We start from the raw sequence: 17,216 nt of genomic DNA, 5'->3' as shown, positions 1-17,216 counted from the left end.
CAAATTTAAGTTAAAAGTAAAAAGTAATAAGTAAAAAGATTCTTTTACCTTTTAACTTTTTACCTTTTACTTGATGATCAGACGGTATCAACTGCCTCAAACTCGAACTTAATTTCTTTCCACAGTTCGCAAGCAGCAGCCAATTCAGGAGACCACTTAGCAGCTTCACGGATGATATCGTTACCTTCACGAGCCAAGTTGCGGCCTTCGTTACGAGCTTGGACTACTGCTTCTAATGCTACGCGGTTAGCAGTAGCACCAGGAGCATTACCCCAGGGGTGTCCAAGTGTACCACCACCGAATTGTAGTACGGAGTCATCACCAAAGATTTCAACTAGTGCGGGCATGTGCCATACGTGGATACCACCGGAAGCAACTGCCAATACACCAGGTAGAGAAGCCCAGTCTTGGGTAAAGTAGATACCGCGAGACTTGTCTTGCTCAACGTAGTTTTCCCGCAACAGGTCAACGAAGCCCATTGTGATACCACGTTCACCTTCCAACTTACCTACAACCGTACCGGTGTGGATGTGGTCGCCACCAGATAGACGTAGAGCTTTAGCTAATACACGGAAGTGGATACCGTGGTTCTTTTGACGGTCGATTACTGCGTGCATCGCGCGGTGGATGTGCAATAAAACGCCGTTATCACGACACCAACGAGCCAAGGTGGTGTTAGCGGTAAAACCTGCGGTTAGGTAGTCGTGCATGATGATGGGCTGATTGAGTTCTTTAGCGTACTCAGCCCGTTTCAGCATTTCTTCACAGGTAGGCGCGGTGACGTTGAGGTAGTGACCTTTGATTTCGCCTGTTTCTGCTTGAGCTTTGGTGATCGCATCAGCTACGAACAAGAAGCGATCGCGCCATCTTTGGAATGGTGCAGAGTTGATGTTTTCGTCGTCTTTGGTGAAGTCCAAACCACCGCGCAAACACTCATACACAGCGCGTCCGTAGTTCTTAGCAGATAGACCTAATTTTGGTTTGATGGTACAACCCAACAAAGGACGACCATATTTGTTTAATTTGTCACGCTCAACTTGGATACCGTGAGGAGGCCCTTGGAAGGTCTTAATGTAAGCAACAGGAAAGCGAAGGTCTTCCAAACGCAATGCCCGCAAAGCTTTAAAACCAAATACGTTACCTACAATTGAGGTTAAAACGTTGGTGATGGAACCTTCTTCAAAGAGATCCAAAGGATAGGCAATGTAGGCAATAAACTGGTTGTCTTCGCCAGGAACTGGTTCGATATCGTAGCAACGACCTTTGTAGCGATCTAGATCGGTTAATAAGTCTGTCCATACGGTTGTCCAAGTACCAGTAGAAGACTCAGCCGCTACAGCCGCAGCTGCTTCTTCAAAGGGAACTCCAGGCTGGGGTGTAACACGGAACGCCGCCAGAAGATCCGTATCTTTTGGTGTGTAATCTGGTGTGTAATAAGTTAGTCTGTAATCTTGAACCCCGGCTTTATACCCAGCTTTTGACTGAGTCTTCGTTTGAGCGTAAGACATATCTATCCTTCCAAGATGTCACTCTTTTTACTTATCAAATCACGTTTTGTGCAACTTTCTCTCACCATTTTTCTTTCCCTCATCACCAGAGGATCAGATTAGGCAAAATTTTCTTTTAGAGGTTGTCTTCGCCAAAGGGGAGCATTGTTTTATTAACACTTGCTTCAGGAGAAATCCTTTCCATCAGTGCTGTTTACGCCTAGGAGTGCGTTACTTGGCGTTGTTGCTTTTCCCTCATTTGATGAAAAATTTCTTTTATTTATTCCTCTTTACTCGCTAAATCTTCTCAGTCTCACGCAAAATTCTCCAAATATGAGATTTTTCTCTTTTACATTCGGTCATTTCTGGGAATAAGCTTTTTAGCTCACATTCCCTGATCCGTACTCTTGCTGTATTCCTCATTTATAGAAAACAGGCTGGGAGAGAATCTGCTGGATACTGATTTAGTCGAGCAGTGAGCGAAAAACAAAGTTGCACTTAACGTAATTTGTAACTTGTCTCACAATATATCAAGAAATTGCATAAGTTCTTCTTTGAAAGTTCTTAACTTATGTATTTAAATTTGTTATTAAATAAAGATTTAAACATTTTGTTAAATGTAGTTTACAAATGTTGCTTCTAAATGTATAGAAATATAAACCCAAGATGAATAGGGGGTGGGGGGCAGGGGAGCAGGGAGAAAGGATTAAAAACCAATTGATTTGTATCAGGATTTTCGTGAAATGGTATCAAGAGGCAAAAAAAGCTGATTTACTACGGTCAGATAAAAATTAGAGTAAAAGCAAGCCTCACTTTGTAATGTTTTGTAAATAAAAGCCTTGCCCCCATGTCCTACGCCTCTGCATTCAGTCCCAGCTACGCTGCTGCACGATATCGCTTTTGTGCTGCGGCCCAGGCCTTGGGTTTTCAATTAGAAACCTATCCAATTAACCAAGTAGGGCCGGATGGAGAAGATTTAACGATTGATGTGGCGATATTGGGAGATTTGCAACCTGAGCAAATTCTGGTAATTTCTAGTGGACTACATGGGGTTGAGGGTTTTTTTGGTTCGGCTGTTCAATGTGCTTTGTTAGAAGAACGGCTGATTGGTTGGTGTCCTAACCCTGGTTCAGCTTTAGTGCTGATACATGCTTTAAACCCTTATGGTTTTGCTTGGGGAAGGCGATGGAATGAAGATAATATCGACCTCAACCGCAATTTCTTGTTAGAGAATGAAGAATATAGGGGTAGTCCCCCGATGTATGGCCAATTGAATGGTTTTTTTAACCCGACTTCCCCACCATCTTCTTTTGAGCCATTTTTAATGAAAGCGATCGCTACTATTTTTCGTTACGGCATTGATGCTTTAATTAATACGTTACCTGTAGGACAATTCGACTATCCCCAAGGGCTATTTTTTGGTGGTCATCGCCCATCTCAAACTTATGAAATTTTAGCTGCCCATCTTCCGCGCTGGATTGGCAATGCCAAAAATATTTTGCATATTGACTTACATACTGGTTTAGGTAAAAAAGCAACTTACAAACTCTTCATTGAAGATCCACCAGAATCAGCATCCACCCGGTGGTTAAAACAACAGTTTGGTGCTGATGTAGTCGAACCTTACCAACCAGGCAAAATGTATAAAATACGTGGCAGTTTGGGAAATTGGTGCAAGGCAATGTTTCCCCAATGTCAATATAGGTTTCTCACGGCTGAGTTTGGTACTTATCCGGTTATTCAAGTAGTGCAAGCCTTACGGGCAGAAAATTGCGCGTATTTTTATACTCCGCCAGATCATCCTACTAGAGAGTGGGCGCGTCAACGTTTGCAAGAGGTGTTTGCACCAGCAGATGTGGCTTGGCGTAATGCTGTCGTTTCTCAAGGTCTGGATTTAATTGAACAGGCAATTGAAGTTTGTTTTCCTATAGAAGTGATTTAGTTGATTTAGCGTGGGAAACATAAAGCCCGATCGCTTGTACTCACTCTAGGGTTAGTCTGGAAATAGTCGTGTAACATCTCACAACCCCGCTTTAACAAATTATCGAGTTTAATATCTGCTAAAGGCCGAATTATCACCATTCCTTTAGCCCCACCTGCTGCCAAAATACGACCATCTGGGCTAAAAGCTACACTGGTTAATTCTTCCTTATCGCCTTTGAGTGCAATTAGTAATGTGCCATCACGTTTCCAGAGTTTGAGTTTATCTTCACTGGCAGCGACGAGCATTTTGCCATTGTGACTAAAACTCACACTAATAAAACTATCACCATCCCCAGAAATATCTTGGAGTAATTGACCGTCTCGATTCCATAGTTTAACTGTGCTGTCAATACTAGCAGAAGCTAGAGTTTTGCCATCGTTTGACCAAGCTACACCATTTACCGGACGGCTGTGACGATTTAAGATTTTTTGCAGTTTGCCGTCTCGACTCCAAATAATCACTGTTTTATCGTCGCTAGCAGAAGCTAAAAATTTGCCATCTGGGCTAAAGTCTACCCAATTTACACCGTCTTTGTGACCTTCTAAAGTGTTGAGTAGCTGACCATCACGACTCCAAAGTTTGATGGTTCTATCCTTGCTGGCTGAAGCGATAATTTGACCATCAGCAGACCACGCCACACTGAAGACTGTATCTTGATGTCCGCTAAAAGTATGCAGCAGTTTGCCATCACGCCGCCAAATTTTGACGGTTTTATCTTTACTGGCGGAGGCAATATTTTGACCATCTGGCGACCAAGCCACACCCCAAACTTGACCTTGATGGCCTGTTAAGGTGCGTAAAATTTGCCCTTGGCTATTCAAGATTTTGACAGTAGCATCACGGCTAGCTGCGGCGATATTACGGCTATCGGGGCTAAAACTGATACTCGTAATCCAGTCTTCTTGGTCACTTTTGGGGTTACGCCCTAACACATCATCCCAACGCCAAAGTTTCACAGTTTTATCTCGTCCCGCCGAAATCAAAGTCCGACTATCAGAACTAAAACTCACACTATTGACCCAATTGTTATGTCCTCTGAGAGTTCCTAACAGCAAACCTTGAGGACTCCATAACTTGATGGTTTGGTCGAGACTCGCTGAGGCAATTGTATGACCATCGGGGCTAAAACTGACACTGGTGATTCCGGCGGTATGTCCTGATAAAGTTTTGAGCAGCTGACCTTGCAAGTTCCAGAGTTTGATAGTCTGGTCTAAGCTCCCCGAAACAATAATTTGCCCATCACTAGACCAGGCTAGACTTTTAACAGCATCATAATGAGCTTGCCAACTTCGCAGTAATTTACCTTCACGGTTCCATAACCGGATGGTGTTATCTGCACTAGCCGAGGCCAAAGTTTTGCTGTCTGGCGACCAAGCGACATCTAAAACGGTACTTTGATGTCCGGTTAAGGTGCGGAGTAGTTTACCGTCACGACTCCACAATTTGATGGTGTTGTCGGTACTGGCGGAGGCGATGAGTTGTCCATCGGGACTAAAACTCACTTTATTAACTTCTGCTGTATGGCCTGTTAAGGTGTGGAGTGGTTGACCTTCTCGACTCCATAATCTCACTGTCATGTCTTGACTGCCAGAAGCAATCATTTGCCCATCGGGACTAAAACTCACGCTATTGACTATATTTTGATGTCCTAATAGGGTTTTGACTAAAGTACCATCAGCCCGCCAGAGTTTAATTGTATTATCTGCGCTACCAGAAATAATTAAAGAGCGATGGCTTTGCCAAAGCCCAGGGCTAACGCGGCTAAATACTGCACTATTCACCCCACCTGTATGGCTTTCTAAGCGGTTAACCTCCCGCACTCCCGAAACTGCTTGGTACAAAGCTGTTTGCACTTGTTCTCTGGTTGACGGGTCTACCCACAAAGCTTGTTGTAATTTTCTCCCGGCTTTTATGCCTTCTTTTAAAGCATCGATACCTTTTTGGGATGCAAACAAAGCTTCACTAGAAACGCTGAGGGTTTTGATTTCACTATCTAAAACGGTAATGATAGAAACTGATAAACCAAAAATCGCTAAAAATGCCACTGATAAAGCCACTTTTAAAGAGCGATTTAATCTGGCTTCGTTGAGGCGCTGCTTTTCTTTAGTTGCTGTGAGTTGGGCTGTTAATTCTTTTTCTTTAAGTGCAGATTTTAATTGCTCAATTTCTATTTGACTTAATTCTTCGCGCTTGCGGAGTTCTCGTAGTTCGGTGACTAAATCTAACCCTTGGGTGGGTGGACTGTCGCTGAGTCTAGCTTGTTGCTTTTTTTGGCGGAGTTCACTTTTGAGTCGTTGAATTTCAAATTCACTTTGATCAACTTTGCGACGTAGTTGATCGAGTTTAGCTTGTAAACTTGATTCTTGTTCTTGCAAGTAACGAATCAAATCAACTAAATAATCATGAATTAATTGATAGCGTTCTGGCACATCAGGAAATAATACTACTAGTCCAGAACTGACTAAGATATTTAAGACTAATTCTAATTTCCCGGCATCTTCTAATTCCGAAATTTCTGTAGCTAATTCGGCACGAGTTTTAAACGGTCTTTGATTTGTTTCATCTGTAAGTAAATATAAAACTAGTAAAGCTGCCCGTTCATTTTCGGGGCCGCAGTCTTTAATTAATTCTTTAATGTAACGCTCAATCAGTTTGTTGGGGCGATAGGGTTGATATTGGGCTAAAGTATTGATGCGTTCATCTTGTAATTGTGCGCCGACAACTTGTAATTCAATTGGCCTAACTTCACCTAAATCTGCTGATAAATCTTCTACCAAAGCATCGATTAATGCCGGCTCTAAATGCATCTGCGATCGCTCGGTTAATTTTTGAATGATTGCTTTGGTATATTCTGGGGAAAAATTATTTAATTGATAACGAATATTTTTCTCCAAGATATTATAATCAATTGCTTCTAAGGCAGCGAGATTTTTAAATTCTAATAATCGATGTAAATAGTCTTCGCGGATAGAAAAGACTATTTTCACAAAGGATATATTTAAACAATCTCGCAAAAATCTATCAAAATTTTGTCTTGCTCCTGGTTGACTACAAGTAAAGAAAAATTCTTCAAATTGGTCAAAAATTAAAACGGTAATTAAATGTTTATTGGCATTTTCATTTAATTTTGCCAAAATATCAGCAGTCGTGATGGGAATTTTGATATCCGCTATGGGTACTTCTAAAGTGTCTTCTCCCTGAATTTGTGACATCGCGGCTGTAAAAGCTTTGCCAAATTCTCGCACCCAATCTGTGTAAACTTGAATCACCACAGGCACGGCAATTTGATCGCCTACGGTACGATTTTGTAAGGCGGGTACTAGTCCGGCACTGACAGTGGAACTTTTACCCACACCAGACTGACCATGAATGATCATTAATTTTTGGTCAGAGCGGCTAATTTTGCCAATTAAGTTATTAATATCGCCTTCTCTACCAGAAGCCGCAATTTCTAAAGCGACGCTGCTAGTGCCTGAAGGTGACATCAAAGCGGGGTTGGTAACTTGGCGTTGGGGTTGTAAGCGTCCCGCCCCAATAAAAGCGCGAAAGCCATACTGTTGCTCAACAGAACGCCGTTTTTGCCTGATAGTGTAAGCTTCTAGATAACGCCCAGCCTCAAAGTAAAGCGATCGCAGCGTCCGTAATAAGCGAATATAACGATGGGCATTATATTGATGGGTGCTATTTTCTAAGGCATTGGGGAGTGCTTTGGCTGCTTTATCTAAATATTCATTAGCAACTTGATGGTCGCCTAAACTTTGTTGGGCTTCGGCTAAAACTAAATAATAAATTTGTGCCAACAATAAGGGAAATAAATATTGATGAGAAGCACTCTGTCTTTGGGCTTCTCCTAATTTTAATAACGAGACATGGGCTAAAATACTCGCCTGCATCCAGCGCGACTGCTGCAAAGCAACTTGGGCTAAAAAACCATAATCACAAGCTAGTTGAATTTGACTACCATAAATTTGATGCAGTTCTAAAGATTTTTGGGCTACAGTTTGCAATTCTTCCCATTCTTGCAGATGTTCTAAAACTTCTGCCCATTGACTAATAAATTCGGCAACTATATCGGGTCTTTGTGCCAATTGCAAAACATTACATGATTGTTGTAAATACGATTTTGCACTGTCCCAATGACGGCGATTTTCTGTTTGATTCTGCTCGGCAAGGCGAGAATAACATAAGCCTAAATAATAAAGTAAGACTCCTTGCCGCACTAAAGGCGAAGTATGATTACTTAGGATATCTAATTCCGTATTCCAGGTATTAGGAATAGTTTGGTGAAAATCGCCATGATTTTCTAATGCTAATTGTTGCCAAACAGCCAAACTTTGTTGAAAATGATTTAATGCCCGTTGAATGCGATCGCTAACATAGTTATCTAAGCCAAAAACAAATTCTAAACTCGCATATAACTCTGGTTCTAAGGTAATTCCCCGATGACGTAACTCTTGAATGGCAAAGTGTAACTCATCGTTATGTTCCCAGATTTGCTCTAAAGTAGAATATTGTTCTGTGCCTTGGTTATCTTGATGTTGGGTAGGTAAAACAGTCGCAAATAGCGAGTCTGTTTCTTGAAGCAAAAAATCTTGTAATTGAGTCGTCGTCATTTCAAAACGAATTGGTGTCGCCGCCCAACTGGCAAAATCTGGGGCTAACCGCACAACTTTTTGCAACACCTCATCATTCACCCAAAAAATCATCGGGAATGAGTGACGTTTAGGAAATTCATCCCGAATTTGGTTGATCGAACTGAGTAAATCATCAATGCGTTCTACTGACTCTAAACCCAAAATATTCAACGCCGATGGTTGTTCTTCATCGCTTCGCAATTGAATATGAATTGTGCTGTAGAGACTTCTGGCACTGTGGGGTATAACTAGTTTTTTGGTTGAGCCTGGTAAAAGAAGTTCTAATTGCTGTAAGATGTTCTCTTGCAAGATGCGATAGTTGCAACACACCAAAACTACAGAGAATTGACCCCGCGACAGAGAAATCGCTCTGCTTAAACTCCGCAACGCCCTTTCGTTGGCTGATTTTATGTCTGCTTGTGTGTGTTCAACCATGATTTAAATTTTTGGGTCTCTGCGATAACTGGGTTGACAGCAAACCAAGCACCTCGATGGTCACGATATTCAAAGACGAATAAACTGCGTAAAAGAGCGTGATAGGCGATGTCGCCACCGACTCTTTGCTGTTCTACCACCTGAAAAATTAATTCCCATTCATCTTGGTCGATGGCGTGGGCGCGGTAGTCTCGTTGACGTTGAATCACTAATTCAACGCAGTCGCGCTCAAAAGGCGGGTCTTGTTCTCTCAAGCAGTCGAACAACAGCCCTAGTAAGTCTCGGACATGACCACCACTAATTAAACACAATCGATCTAGAGTTTCTAGGTTATCAAATATCTCTGTAACTAAGCTTAAGCGATCGCTCGGTTCAATGTCAGGAAAGGCTCTAGCTAACACCATTTGGCGCATCAGTGATAGCCCTTGGTTGAATATTTCTCCAGAACGCAACCGCACAGGTATCATCGGTAAAACTTTGGGCGCAACCCCACCACCCAACCGATGCTGAAGCTCGGCGCTATCGTTAGAGAAAATTAACGATAACGGTATAGTGTAAACTAAATGACAATCTATTTTCCGTAATTGTTCGCCACGCTCAATAAATAAATATTCTGGCAGCGATCGCCCCGAAGGTAAAGGCCGAATCGCTACCCTATCTAAGTTATCAACAATTACTACTAAACCTTTTTTCCCTTGATTTTTCAGTTCCTTGGTGGCGCGTTCTAGGAGTTCTTTATTAATGGACTGCAAAATATTTTGGGTACGCGGTTCGAGATAATCTCTTAAGCGTCGCCGCAGTTGGGGACTTTCTTTAGTTTTGGCGGTAATTTTCGCTATCCCCACAGATAATTCTGCTTCTACGCCCAAGTCGATGGGTGTTTGCAGGAAATCAACAACTTCAGTGAATAATTTGGCGAAGTAACTCGGCTTGAGCCGAATTTTTTTGGCTTCGAGACTTTCGCTAACTTGTCCGGCGATCGCAAGTAAAATATCTGTGATGTCTACATCGGCCATTTCTAAGACATGGGTAGACTCAAAATAAACCACATGAAATTTTTGCTCTTCTAATTCCGCTTTTAAGCGCAATAATTCTGTCGATTTTCCACAACCCAAATGTCCAGTAAACAACTGACAAGTCGGTGTTTCTGGAGAAATGCGGGTAATGGTTCGCAGCAAAGCCTCGATGATTTTGCCACCCCGCACCGCCGCAAAATCGATATAATAGCGGCGATCGCTAGCATCTCCCATCACCAAAGGTCTACTCGGATTACAAGCCTGATAAAATCTTTCTAAATCTAAAGGCATAACTATCTAATTCACTCTGTAAACAATAGGGATAGTGCAACCTGCTAAATGAATATATTTCTTTTGATTAATTTATGCGTTTATTCCCGAAAGCCATTGCCAAATATTAACTAAATTAGCAGTTTTCTGGAAACCATTTTATCCAGAAGTTTGATATCACATAGTAGGCTTGACATTTTTTATCTGCAAAAGAATCACAATCCTATTTATTTTATTTAAAAAAATGAATATATTAAGAACAATATTTAATTTTTGAAAAAATCTCAGTATATGTAGGGTTTGTTAGGCGTAAGCGGTAACGTGTCAAAAGCTTTCGGTAGATGTATTACGCATCACGTTAACACATCCTACTACGTGTATTTTAAAAAATTAAGTCTGAATCCTATATTTGTCTAACGTTCTTAAATCAAAGCCAAACAAATCTTTTACCTGTTGCTGATTCCCTTGCTTAACGAATAAGTTGGGAAATTAAATTTGCTTGCTATATTTTTTACCCAAATAAAAATTAATCAATTTTACATATAAAAAGTGTTGAGTTGACAGAACAAAGTAAAAACTGTACCACACAGAAACTCTGAACTGAGTTGACTCAACACTACAAAAATTATGCAACTCAAACACCAAATATTGCCGACTAACCCCTACAGTTACCGTGTCGGACACAATCTCCTGTTTGATCCTCCCTAGAAGAGATTTGCCACGGTGCTAAATTTGTCTGAGTAGTAATACTCTGATTTTGGTTGATAAAAGTAGCAGTGATAATAGGTAAATTACCACAACTCGCTAGACTGGGTTTTGCATCGTACAGATAAACAGGTAATGCTATCAGTCCAATGCACATTATCCTATGCATACAAACCTCAGCGAACAATACCGATATCGCTATCTTTTAGATGCCACCTTGATGAATCGGAGTTTCTAAACTGAGCATTGTCGATTGATTTTGTATCAATTTATGCAATGCTACTGTCCGCAGAGACGTAATTTCTAAAATATCTGTTCCATCCTGATATCTATTTAGAACTTACGCACAAAGGCTAGTTTATTGAAATTGGCTGTAAGGGAATCAAGATTTTGCTCGCATACACCCTTACACCCCTAAACCCTTGATTGTTGTTGTACTGCGTAAGCTTGATCTATATGTCGATAATCAGATGGACATGACTCACAAGATGACATCCCACTAACTGATCCTAGCACTAGCACAAAAAAACCGGAAAAAAATCCGCAATTAGAAATAAACGGGATTTCGCTAGTTAGTTTTTGAGGTAGAACTTACGCAACGATATTATGTAGCTTTGGCAGGAGGTTGACATCCTCTCGCCGCTACACCCTTGCGGGTGTAGCGGGAGATTCCAAAGATCACTCTTTGGGTTTTCTCTAATACCAGCATCTTTACATCAAACTTACTGACGTAAAGATATCACGACTATTGCTAAAAGTACGGGCGGGTTTACCAATATTCTCGCTTTTGTACGATGATCCAAATAAACCCGCCCCTACATCCCTTGCCTTGTCAAACCGCAGGTTTGACAAGGCAAGGGGTGTTTCGCTTTTAGCCAACAATTCATCTCACCGCCACAACGTAGTTTGGCGGGAGCATTCTTGTTGTTTTTAGGTAATAGAATAGTTAACAAATGTTGCCTACCTAATAGCATACTCATGACTCCTTCATCCGAAGCTGACACTATCATCAATCCTGATATCGACCTAGAAGGACAAGGCAACTCTGAGAACGATCCTCTTGATGAGTTGCCTGGTGAAGTCGAAATGTCCCTGTTCGACCACCTAGAAGAGTTACGACAACGGATTTTTTATTCCTTAATAGCTGTAGTAATATTTGTTATCGGCTGTTTTGTTGCTGTCAAGCCGATTGTGCAATTACTAGAAGTGCCAGCAGCCGGGGTAAAATTTCTCCAGCTTGCACCAGGAGAATATTTCTTTGTCTCCTTGAAAGTTGCTGGCTACAGTGGCTTAGTTCTTTCTAGCCCTTTTATTCTTTATCAAATTATTCAGTTTGTTCTCCCAGGTCTGACACGCCGCGAACGTCGCCTACTGGGGCCAATAGTTTTGGGGTCGAGTGTATTATTTGCTGGCGGTTTAGTATTTGCCTATTTACTTCTCATCCCCGCAGCGTTGAGATTTTTCATTAGCTATGGTGCGGATGTAGTCGAACAAATCTGGTCAATTGATAAATATTTTGAATTTGTATTGCTGCTGTTATTTAGTACTGGTTTAGCTTTTCAAATTCCGATTATTCAATTATTGCTAGGCAATTTAGGCATTGTTTCTTCTGAAAGAATGCTGTCTGGTTGGCGTTATGTAATTATGGCAGCCGTAATTTTAGGTGCTGTGCTGACACCTTCTACTGACCCTTTAACCCAAGCTTTGTTAGCAGGTGCTGTTTTAGGGCTTTATATGGGTGGAATTGGGTTAGTTAAACTCACAGGTAAATAGAAAAACATCACTGATAGTGAGCTTTTAACCCTGTTGTCTGCTGTGGGTGTAGTTTTAAATGATGGCAAAGTAGCCCTAATGCAGCCAGATAGAAATTGCTTATAGGCTCAAGAATTTTATAGTTCAATTTAGAACAATGACTAATTAATAAGTATCAGTAAGAGCAGGTTTAGATTTTTAATCAACCAATCGAAAATTCAAAATCAAAAATCTAAAATTATTCTGCCTCCTGCCTTTATTTATACTATCCATTCCGAAGCGCGTTCCCCCAAATCTAGGGGAATACTAACAGCTTTACCCAGCCGTGGGCGATCGCGTGTTTGAGCGATAAAATTTTTTACCTGTGCTGTACCACCTAAAGCATTAAGATAATTAGCGATGGTATCAAGATGCTCTTGGTACTCTGCCTCTGTTAAGGGAAAAGAAGCTTGCTCAAGATATTTCCACATCACTTGCAGAAATATCTTGCCTTGAGTACGGCGAAACTGGACATCATAAGAATGTCCCCACTTATCCAGCAACAGTTGGTGTAATTCCTTTCCTGTCATAGCTTCTCTCAATTAGATTTTACATTTAGTTATGATGTTAAGTTCCGTAACTCAAGTATGATAAGGATATAAAGAAATGTAATGCTAACAGAAAAGCTGCTAAAAGTATCTTGCAACAAAGAAGTTTAGCATCGTTAGTTAGCATTTCGACCCAGACAAGAGTTACTCAAGTATTAGTACTCTTGTCAAAATGCTTAGACAAAATATACAAAGAGCGAGCGCGTAGGATATGGCTCAATTTTCGGAATCAGCAGACGTGCCAGATATGGGCCGTCGTCAATTCATGAACCTGCTCACCTTTGGGACTGTCACTGGAGTAGCTCTGGGTGCATTGTATCCCGTTGTTAACTACTTTATTCCTCCAGCTACTGGTGGTGCTGGTGGTGGCGCAACAGCAAAAGACAGCCTAGGCAACGATGTGAGCGTTAGTCAGTTTCTAGAGAGCCATAACGTAGGCGATCGCACCCTCGTCCAAGGATTGAAGGGCGACCCCACCTACATTGTGGTCGAAAGCAAAGAAGCAATCACCGATTACGGTATTAACGCTGTTTGCACCCACTTGGGTTGTGTTGTTCCTTGGAACGCTGCGGAAAACAAATTTAAATGCCCTTGCCACGGTTCTCAATACGATGCAACTGGTAAAGTAGTTCGAGGCCCTGCACCACGTTCTTTGGCTTTAAGCCACGCCAAAACCGAAAACGACAAGATTGTTCTCACACCCTGGACTGAAACCGACTTCCGTACCGGCGAAGAACCTTGGTGGGCTTAATTTATCAGTGAACAGTGAACAGTGAACATGCTTGATAACTGATAACTGATAACTGATAACTGATAACTGTGACTATTGACTACTTCATCCAAGAATCGTTGTCCTTATAGAGATGAGAAATGCCTTTACAACAGCGAGGTTAACTCGCACTGCTAGAGCAATTACCAAAACATTGCTCGTAGCGATCGCTACAGTAACATTCTTCTTTACTAGCGATATTGCTTTGCCTCAAAGTGCTGCCGCTTATCCTTTCTGGGCGCAGCAAACCTATCCTGAAACTCCCCGCGAACCGACAGGTAGAATTGTTTGCGCTAACTGTCACCTAGCAGCCAAGCCCACAGAAGTTGAAGTACCCCAGTCCGTGCTGCCCGACACAGTATTTAAAGCTGTGGTGAAAATTCCCTACGATACTAGCGTGCAGCAAGTTGGTGCAGATGGTTCTAAAGTTGGCTTAAACGTTGGTGCAGTTTTGATGCTCCCCGACGGTTTCAAACTTGCTCCTGAAGACCGCATTCCTGAAGAATTGAAAGAAGAAGTCGGTGATACCTACTTCCAAACCTACAAAGAAGGTTCCGACAACGTAGTTATTGTTGGGCCTTTACCTGGCGAACAATATCAGGAAATTGTCTTCCCTGTTCTATCTCCTAACCCTGCAACTGATAAAAACATCCACTTCGGTAAATACTCAGTTCACGTAGGCGGTAACAGAGGACGCGGACAAGTTTATCCTACTGGTGAAAAGAGCAACAACACTGTTTACAACGCTTCCGCTACTGGAACCATCAGCAAGATTGCTAAAGAAGATGATGGTGAAGGTAATGTGAAATATTTGGTGAACATCACAACCGAAGCTGGCGATGTGGTCACTGATACAATTCCGCTTGGCCCAGAACTGATTGTTTCTGAAGGACAAACAGTAAAATCTGGTGATGCTTTGACCAATAACCCCAACGTTGGTGGTTTCGGTCAAAAAGACACAGAAATCGTGTTACAAGATGCTAGCAGAGTTGGTTGGTTAATTGCCTTTATCACTCTGGTAATGTTAGCTCAAGTAATGCTAGTTCTCAAGAAGAAACAGGTTGAAAAAGTTCAAGCTGCTGAAATGAATTTCTAAAATTCTCTGATAAATCCTTTTTTAAAAAAGACAGGCATATTGCCTGTCTTTTTTAATTTTTGCCTATTCTTCTATTTTTCTTGCTCTAATACCATTTCACGAAAATGATATATCGCGTCTCTACTCGCCTAACCCCTAACTTGCGAAACTCTGTCTTCACGCCACAATTGATATAACCGATTTGCTGGCATTGTTAAATATAAAACATCGCCCTCGACGAGATGAGTAGTAAGTAAATCCCAGCCGCGAATTTTCTGGCTGTTGGTTTCTACATACAAAGGCACAAAATCAGCCAAGACTGCTATTTCTTTAACCGATTGACTGCAAAAGGGATGGGAGGGGGTAATTAATGTGGCAAAGGCTACCCAAAGTTTATCGGCTGTGATGCCATTGCCTAAAATACGTCCACCCAAAGCAGCAGCCGCAAAGGCGGGGGCTGCTAGTTCTGCGGGGCTGAGGACGGCTTCAAAATCAAATACTTGTTGTGCCATCCCAGCAAAATCAGGGTCGGCATAGTGGACAATCACAGGGATTTTTGGTGCTAAACCTTTGGCTTTCAGGGCAATTTCTAAATTAGTCGCATCGTTGCTAGTGACAGCTAACACCGCAGCCGCAGAAGCGACATGACTAGTTTGTAGGATGGTGCGAAAACTGGCATCACCTTGAATGACGGGAATACCCAAGCCGCGCACAGAGTTGATATATTTGTTATTCGAGTCAGTTTCTATGACAACTACTTCGTAACCACTGGTGTGTAGTTGCTGGACAATTTTGCTGCCGAGGGCGCTTAAACCGCAGACAATATAATGATGACGCTGGGGAATTCGGGCTACATCCCAGAATTGTTTGAAGCGGCTACCTAAGACAAAATCGGTCAGCATGGCGTACCATAGCCCGATCGCTACTGCCCCAATTAGCATAATAACGATGGTGAATATTTTCACACTGTTGGGGGCATTCTCGACAACTTTATCGTTACCGCCTGCGCCCGTAATCATCCCGACAGAAAAATATAAAGCATCGACTACCGATAAACTTAGTTCGGTAGACATATAGGTGAGTGTAGCGATCGCTATAATTACCAATAATACAAATGCACCCGCTACTACCGATTTTCCATGTTGCTGAAACTGGCGCAAACTAGTAAAAACTTTCAAAAATTTTTTGATTAACGACCTGCGAATCGAACGAACGCGGGGTTGGATAGCAATAATTAAGCGATCGCCTACTTCTAATTCTTGCTCAGAAAGCACACCATAAATTAAATTCATTTCCCCTTTTACAGGTAAATAATAAATCGGCATCCTTGCGGTTTCTTCCCACAAATCACTCAATTTCCGCCCTAGCCAAGGATGATTTTCATCAATATATTCTTCTTGGACAGGCCAAGTTTGGTCAAATAATTTGATTTGTCCTATGGCTTGATTTCCTAGCGCAGCAAAAGTAAATAATGGTGCGGCTAAACCCACCACACTCATACTTAAGTGGTCTGGTAAAGCTTGGTCTAAACGCTCGCCCAAATTTGTATTGTACAAGCGGTTAATGATGCGAATTCGGGGATTTAACACCCGTGCTTGCATCATAATTGATAAATTTAAAGCATCATCTGAACCAGTAATGACTAGAGTTTGTGCTTGGTGAATTCCTGCGGCTATTAAAGTCGCAGCCGCGTGTAAATTCCCAATAATCACATCTGGTGAACATTCGCCAGGTATCGGTTTGTGATGGATACCCACAACCAATGCCCCCTGCTGTCTCAGCAGACGAAAAATTTTATATCCAGTACGTCCTAAGCCGCAAACAATAATTCGAGGTTTCATGAAACAGCAGGAAAAATGTATTGGTAGTTAACAATATTCTTGCGCTGTTTCTCCAAGCGTAACTGTAACTAACAACACGTTAGTTTTAAATCAAATTAATTAGGCACTTTTGCTACAGTTTTCCAGTCAAATAAAATATGAAATTTCAAGTAATAAGTATGAACTTAATTCATTTTAGTGGGGTATTATGCCCACTATTTTTAGCAGGTGCGATCGCCTCTACTGCACAAGCCCAAACAGAATCTACACAAGGGCCTTTAGCCGCGCCTAATGTGCAACTAAAGGTACAACGTACTAGCGGAACTTGCCCACAAACAGTTGGGTTATGGTGGTTAACATTACCTTATGAAGGTGGGGCAGAACATACTGTCGTGGCAGATACTAGAGCTTTTGCCGATACTGCTCAGTTAGTGAAATCTAACAATCAGTTGTTTGTTGAATTTGTTTCACCTTTACGCAGTAATTATGCTTCTTGTGTTGGCAAAACTCAAGGGCAAGAATATCCTTTTTACAATGTGCAGTTTCAGAATAAAAAAGCTTATTTCCGTGTAGATTTGCGTAAAATTAACGCACCAGGACAGCTAATTACCTATAAAAGTGTAATTGGTTTTCGGCCTTATGTGCGGTGGGCGATCGCAGACTAAAGAAAAAGTATGAAGGA

At 41.7% G+C, this 17,216-nt stretch carries 10 protein-coding genes; 5 read left to right on the top strand and 5 right to left on the bottom strand.

Annotation, left to right across the window (positions count from 1 at the left end; translation table 11 throughout):
• Positions 1-77: 77 nt before the first annotated feature.
• The gene (locus H6G69_RS00675) at positions 78-1,508 is read right to left on the bottom strand and encodes a form I ribulose bisphosphate carboxylase large subunit (protein ID WP_190680541.1); all 1,431 of its coding nucleotides are present in this window, start codon (positions 1,506-1,508) and stop codon (positions 78-80) included.
• A gap of 826 nt (positions 1,509-2,334) precedes the next feature.
• Here H6G69_RS00675 and H6G69_RS00670 point away from each other — a divergent pair.
• Positions 2,335-3,429 (top strand): DUF2817 domain-containing protein, encoded by a 1,095-nt coding sequence (locus H6G69_RS00670; protein WP_190680539.1) that lies wholly within the window; start codon positions 2,335-2,337, stop codon positions 3,427-3,429.
• 5 nt (positions 3,430-3,434) lie between these two features.
• Here the strand turns inward: H6G69_RS00670 and H6G69_RS00665 are convergent, their stop codons facing one another.
• Both H6G69_RS00665 and H6G69_RS00660 read right to left on the bottom strand, forming a co-directional pair.
• A complete protein-coding gene (locus H6G69_RS00665) occupies positions 3,435-8,540 on the bottom strand; it encodes an eIF2A-related protein (RefSeq protein ID WP_190680537.1) in 5,106 nt (1,701 codons plus the stop codon).
• Complete coding sequence (locus H6G69_RS00660; protein WP_190680535.1) at positions 8,513-9,847, bottom strand: P-loop NTPase fold protein; 1,335 nt, start codon at positions 9,845-9,847, stop codon at positions 8,513-8,515. The genes H6G69_RS00665 and H6G69_RS00660 overlap by 28 nt, the downstream gene beginning before the upstream one ends.
• A 1,662-nt stretch (positions 9,848-11,509) precedes the next feature.
• Here H6G69_RS00660 and tatC point away from each other — a divergent pair.
• Positions 11,510-12,304, top strand: a complete 795-nt coding sequence (gene tatC, locus H6G69_RS00655; protein ID WP_190680532.1) for a twin-arginine translocase subunit TatC — start codon at positions 11,510-11,512, stop codon at positions 12,302-12,304.
• Between the two features lie 239 nt (positions 12,305-12,543).
• Here the strand turns inward: tatC and H6G69_RS00650 are convergent, their stop codons facing one another.
• Entirely contained in the window at positions 12,544-12,852 is a 309-nt protein-coding gene (locus tag H6G69_RS00650) for a DUF3067 family protein (protein WP_190680530.1), read from the bottom strand.
• Positions 12,853-13,081: 229 nt separating this feature from the next.
• Between H6G69_RS00650 and petC the strand changes: the two genes are divergently transcribed.
• Both petC and petA read left to right on the top strand, forming a co-directional pair.
• Positions 13,082-13,621: a cytochrome b6-f complex iron-sulfur subunit gene (petC, locus tag H6G69_RS00645; RefSeq protein WP_190680528.1), complete on the top strand. Its 540-nt coding sequence runs from the start codon at positions 13,082-13,084 to the stop codon at positions 13,619-13,621.
• Between the two features lie 112 nt (positions 13,622-13,733).
• Positions 13,734-14,735, top strand: a complete 1,002-nt coding sequence (petA, locus tag H6G69_RS00640; RefSeq protein WP_190680526.1) for a cytochrome f — start codon at positions 13,734-13,736, stop codon at positions 14,733-14,735.
• A 128-nt stretch (positions 14,736-14,863) separates the two neighbouring features.
• Here petA and H6G69_RS00635 read toward each other — a convergent pair whose 3' ends face one another.
• The gene (locus H6G69_RS00635; RefSeq protein ID WP_190680524.1) at positions 14,864-16,555 is read right to left on the bottom strand and encodes an NAD-binding protein; all 1,692 of its coding nucleotides are present in this window, start codon (positions 16,553-16,555) and stop codon (positions 14,864-14,866) included.
• A gap of 158 nt (positions 16,556-16,713) precedes the next feature.
• Here H6G69_RS00635 and H6G69_RS00630 point away from each other — a divergent pair, with 158 nt between their 5' ends.
• Positions 16,714-17,199: a hypothetical protein gene (locus tag H6G69_RS00630; RefSeq protein WP_190680522.1), complete on the top strand. Its 486-nt coding sequence runs from the start codon at positions 16,714-16,716 to the stop codon at positions 17,197-17,199.
• Positions 17,200-17,216 lie beyond the last annotated feature (17 nt).

This window comes from Nostoc sp. FACHB-110, assembly GCF_014697425.1.
In the GTDB taxonomy this organism is placed as follows: Bacteria; Cyanobacteriota; Cyanobacteriia; order Cyanobacteriales; family Nostocaceae; genus Nostoc_B.
This window is presented reverse-complemented; position numbering and strand designations above follow the sequence as displayed.

Coding starts and splice junctions, on each gene's coding strand:
- petA (WP_190680526.1), top strand. CDS start 13,734: ATGAGAAATGCCTTTACAACAGCGAGGTTAACTCGCACTGCTAGAGCA.
- tatC (WP_190680532.1), top strand. CDS start 11,510: ATGACTCCTTCATCCGAAGCTGACACTATCATCAATCCTGATATCGAC.
- H6G69_RS00635 (WP_190680524.1), bottom strand. CDS start 16,555: ATGAAACCTCGAATTATTGTTTGCGGCTTAGGACGTACTGGATATAAA.
- H6G69_RS00660 (WP_190680535.1), bottom strand. CDS start 9,847: ATGCCTTTAGATTTAGAAAGATTTTATCAGGCTTGTAATCCGAGTAGA.
- H6G69_RS00665 (WP_190680537.1), bottom strand. CDS start 8,540: ATGGTTGAACACACACAAGCAGACATAAAATCAGCCAACGAAAGGGCG.
- petC (WP_190680528.1), top strand. CDS start 13,082: ATGGCTCAATTTTCGGAATCAGCAGACGTGCCAGATATGGGCCGTCGT.
- H6G69_RS00670 (WP_190680539.1), top strand. CDS start 2,335: ATGTCCTACGCCTCTGCATTCAGTCCCAGCTACGCTGCTGCACGATAT.
- H6G69_RS00650 (WP_190680530.1), bottom strand. CDS start 12,852: ATGACAGGAAAGGAATTACACCAACTGTTGCTGGATAAGTGGGGACAT.
- H6G69_RS00630 (WP_190680522.1), top strand. CDS start 16,714: ATGAACTTAATTCATTTTAGTGGGGTATTATGCCCACTATTTTTAGCA.
- H6G69_RS00675 (WP_190680541.1), bottom strand. CDS start 1,508: ATGTCTTACGCTCAAACGAAGACTCAGTCAAAAGCTGGGTATAAAGCC.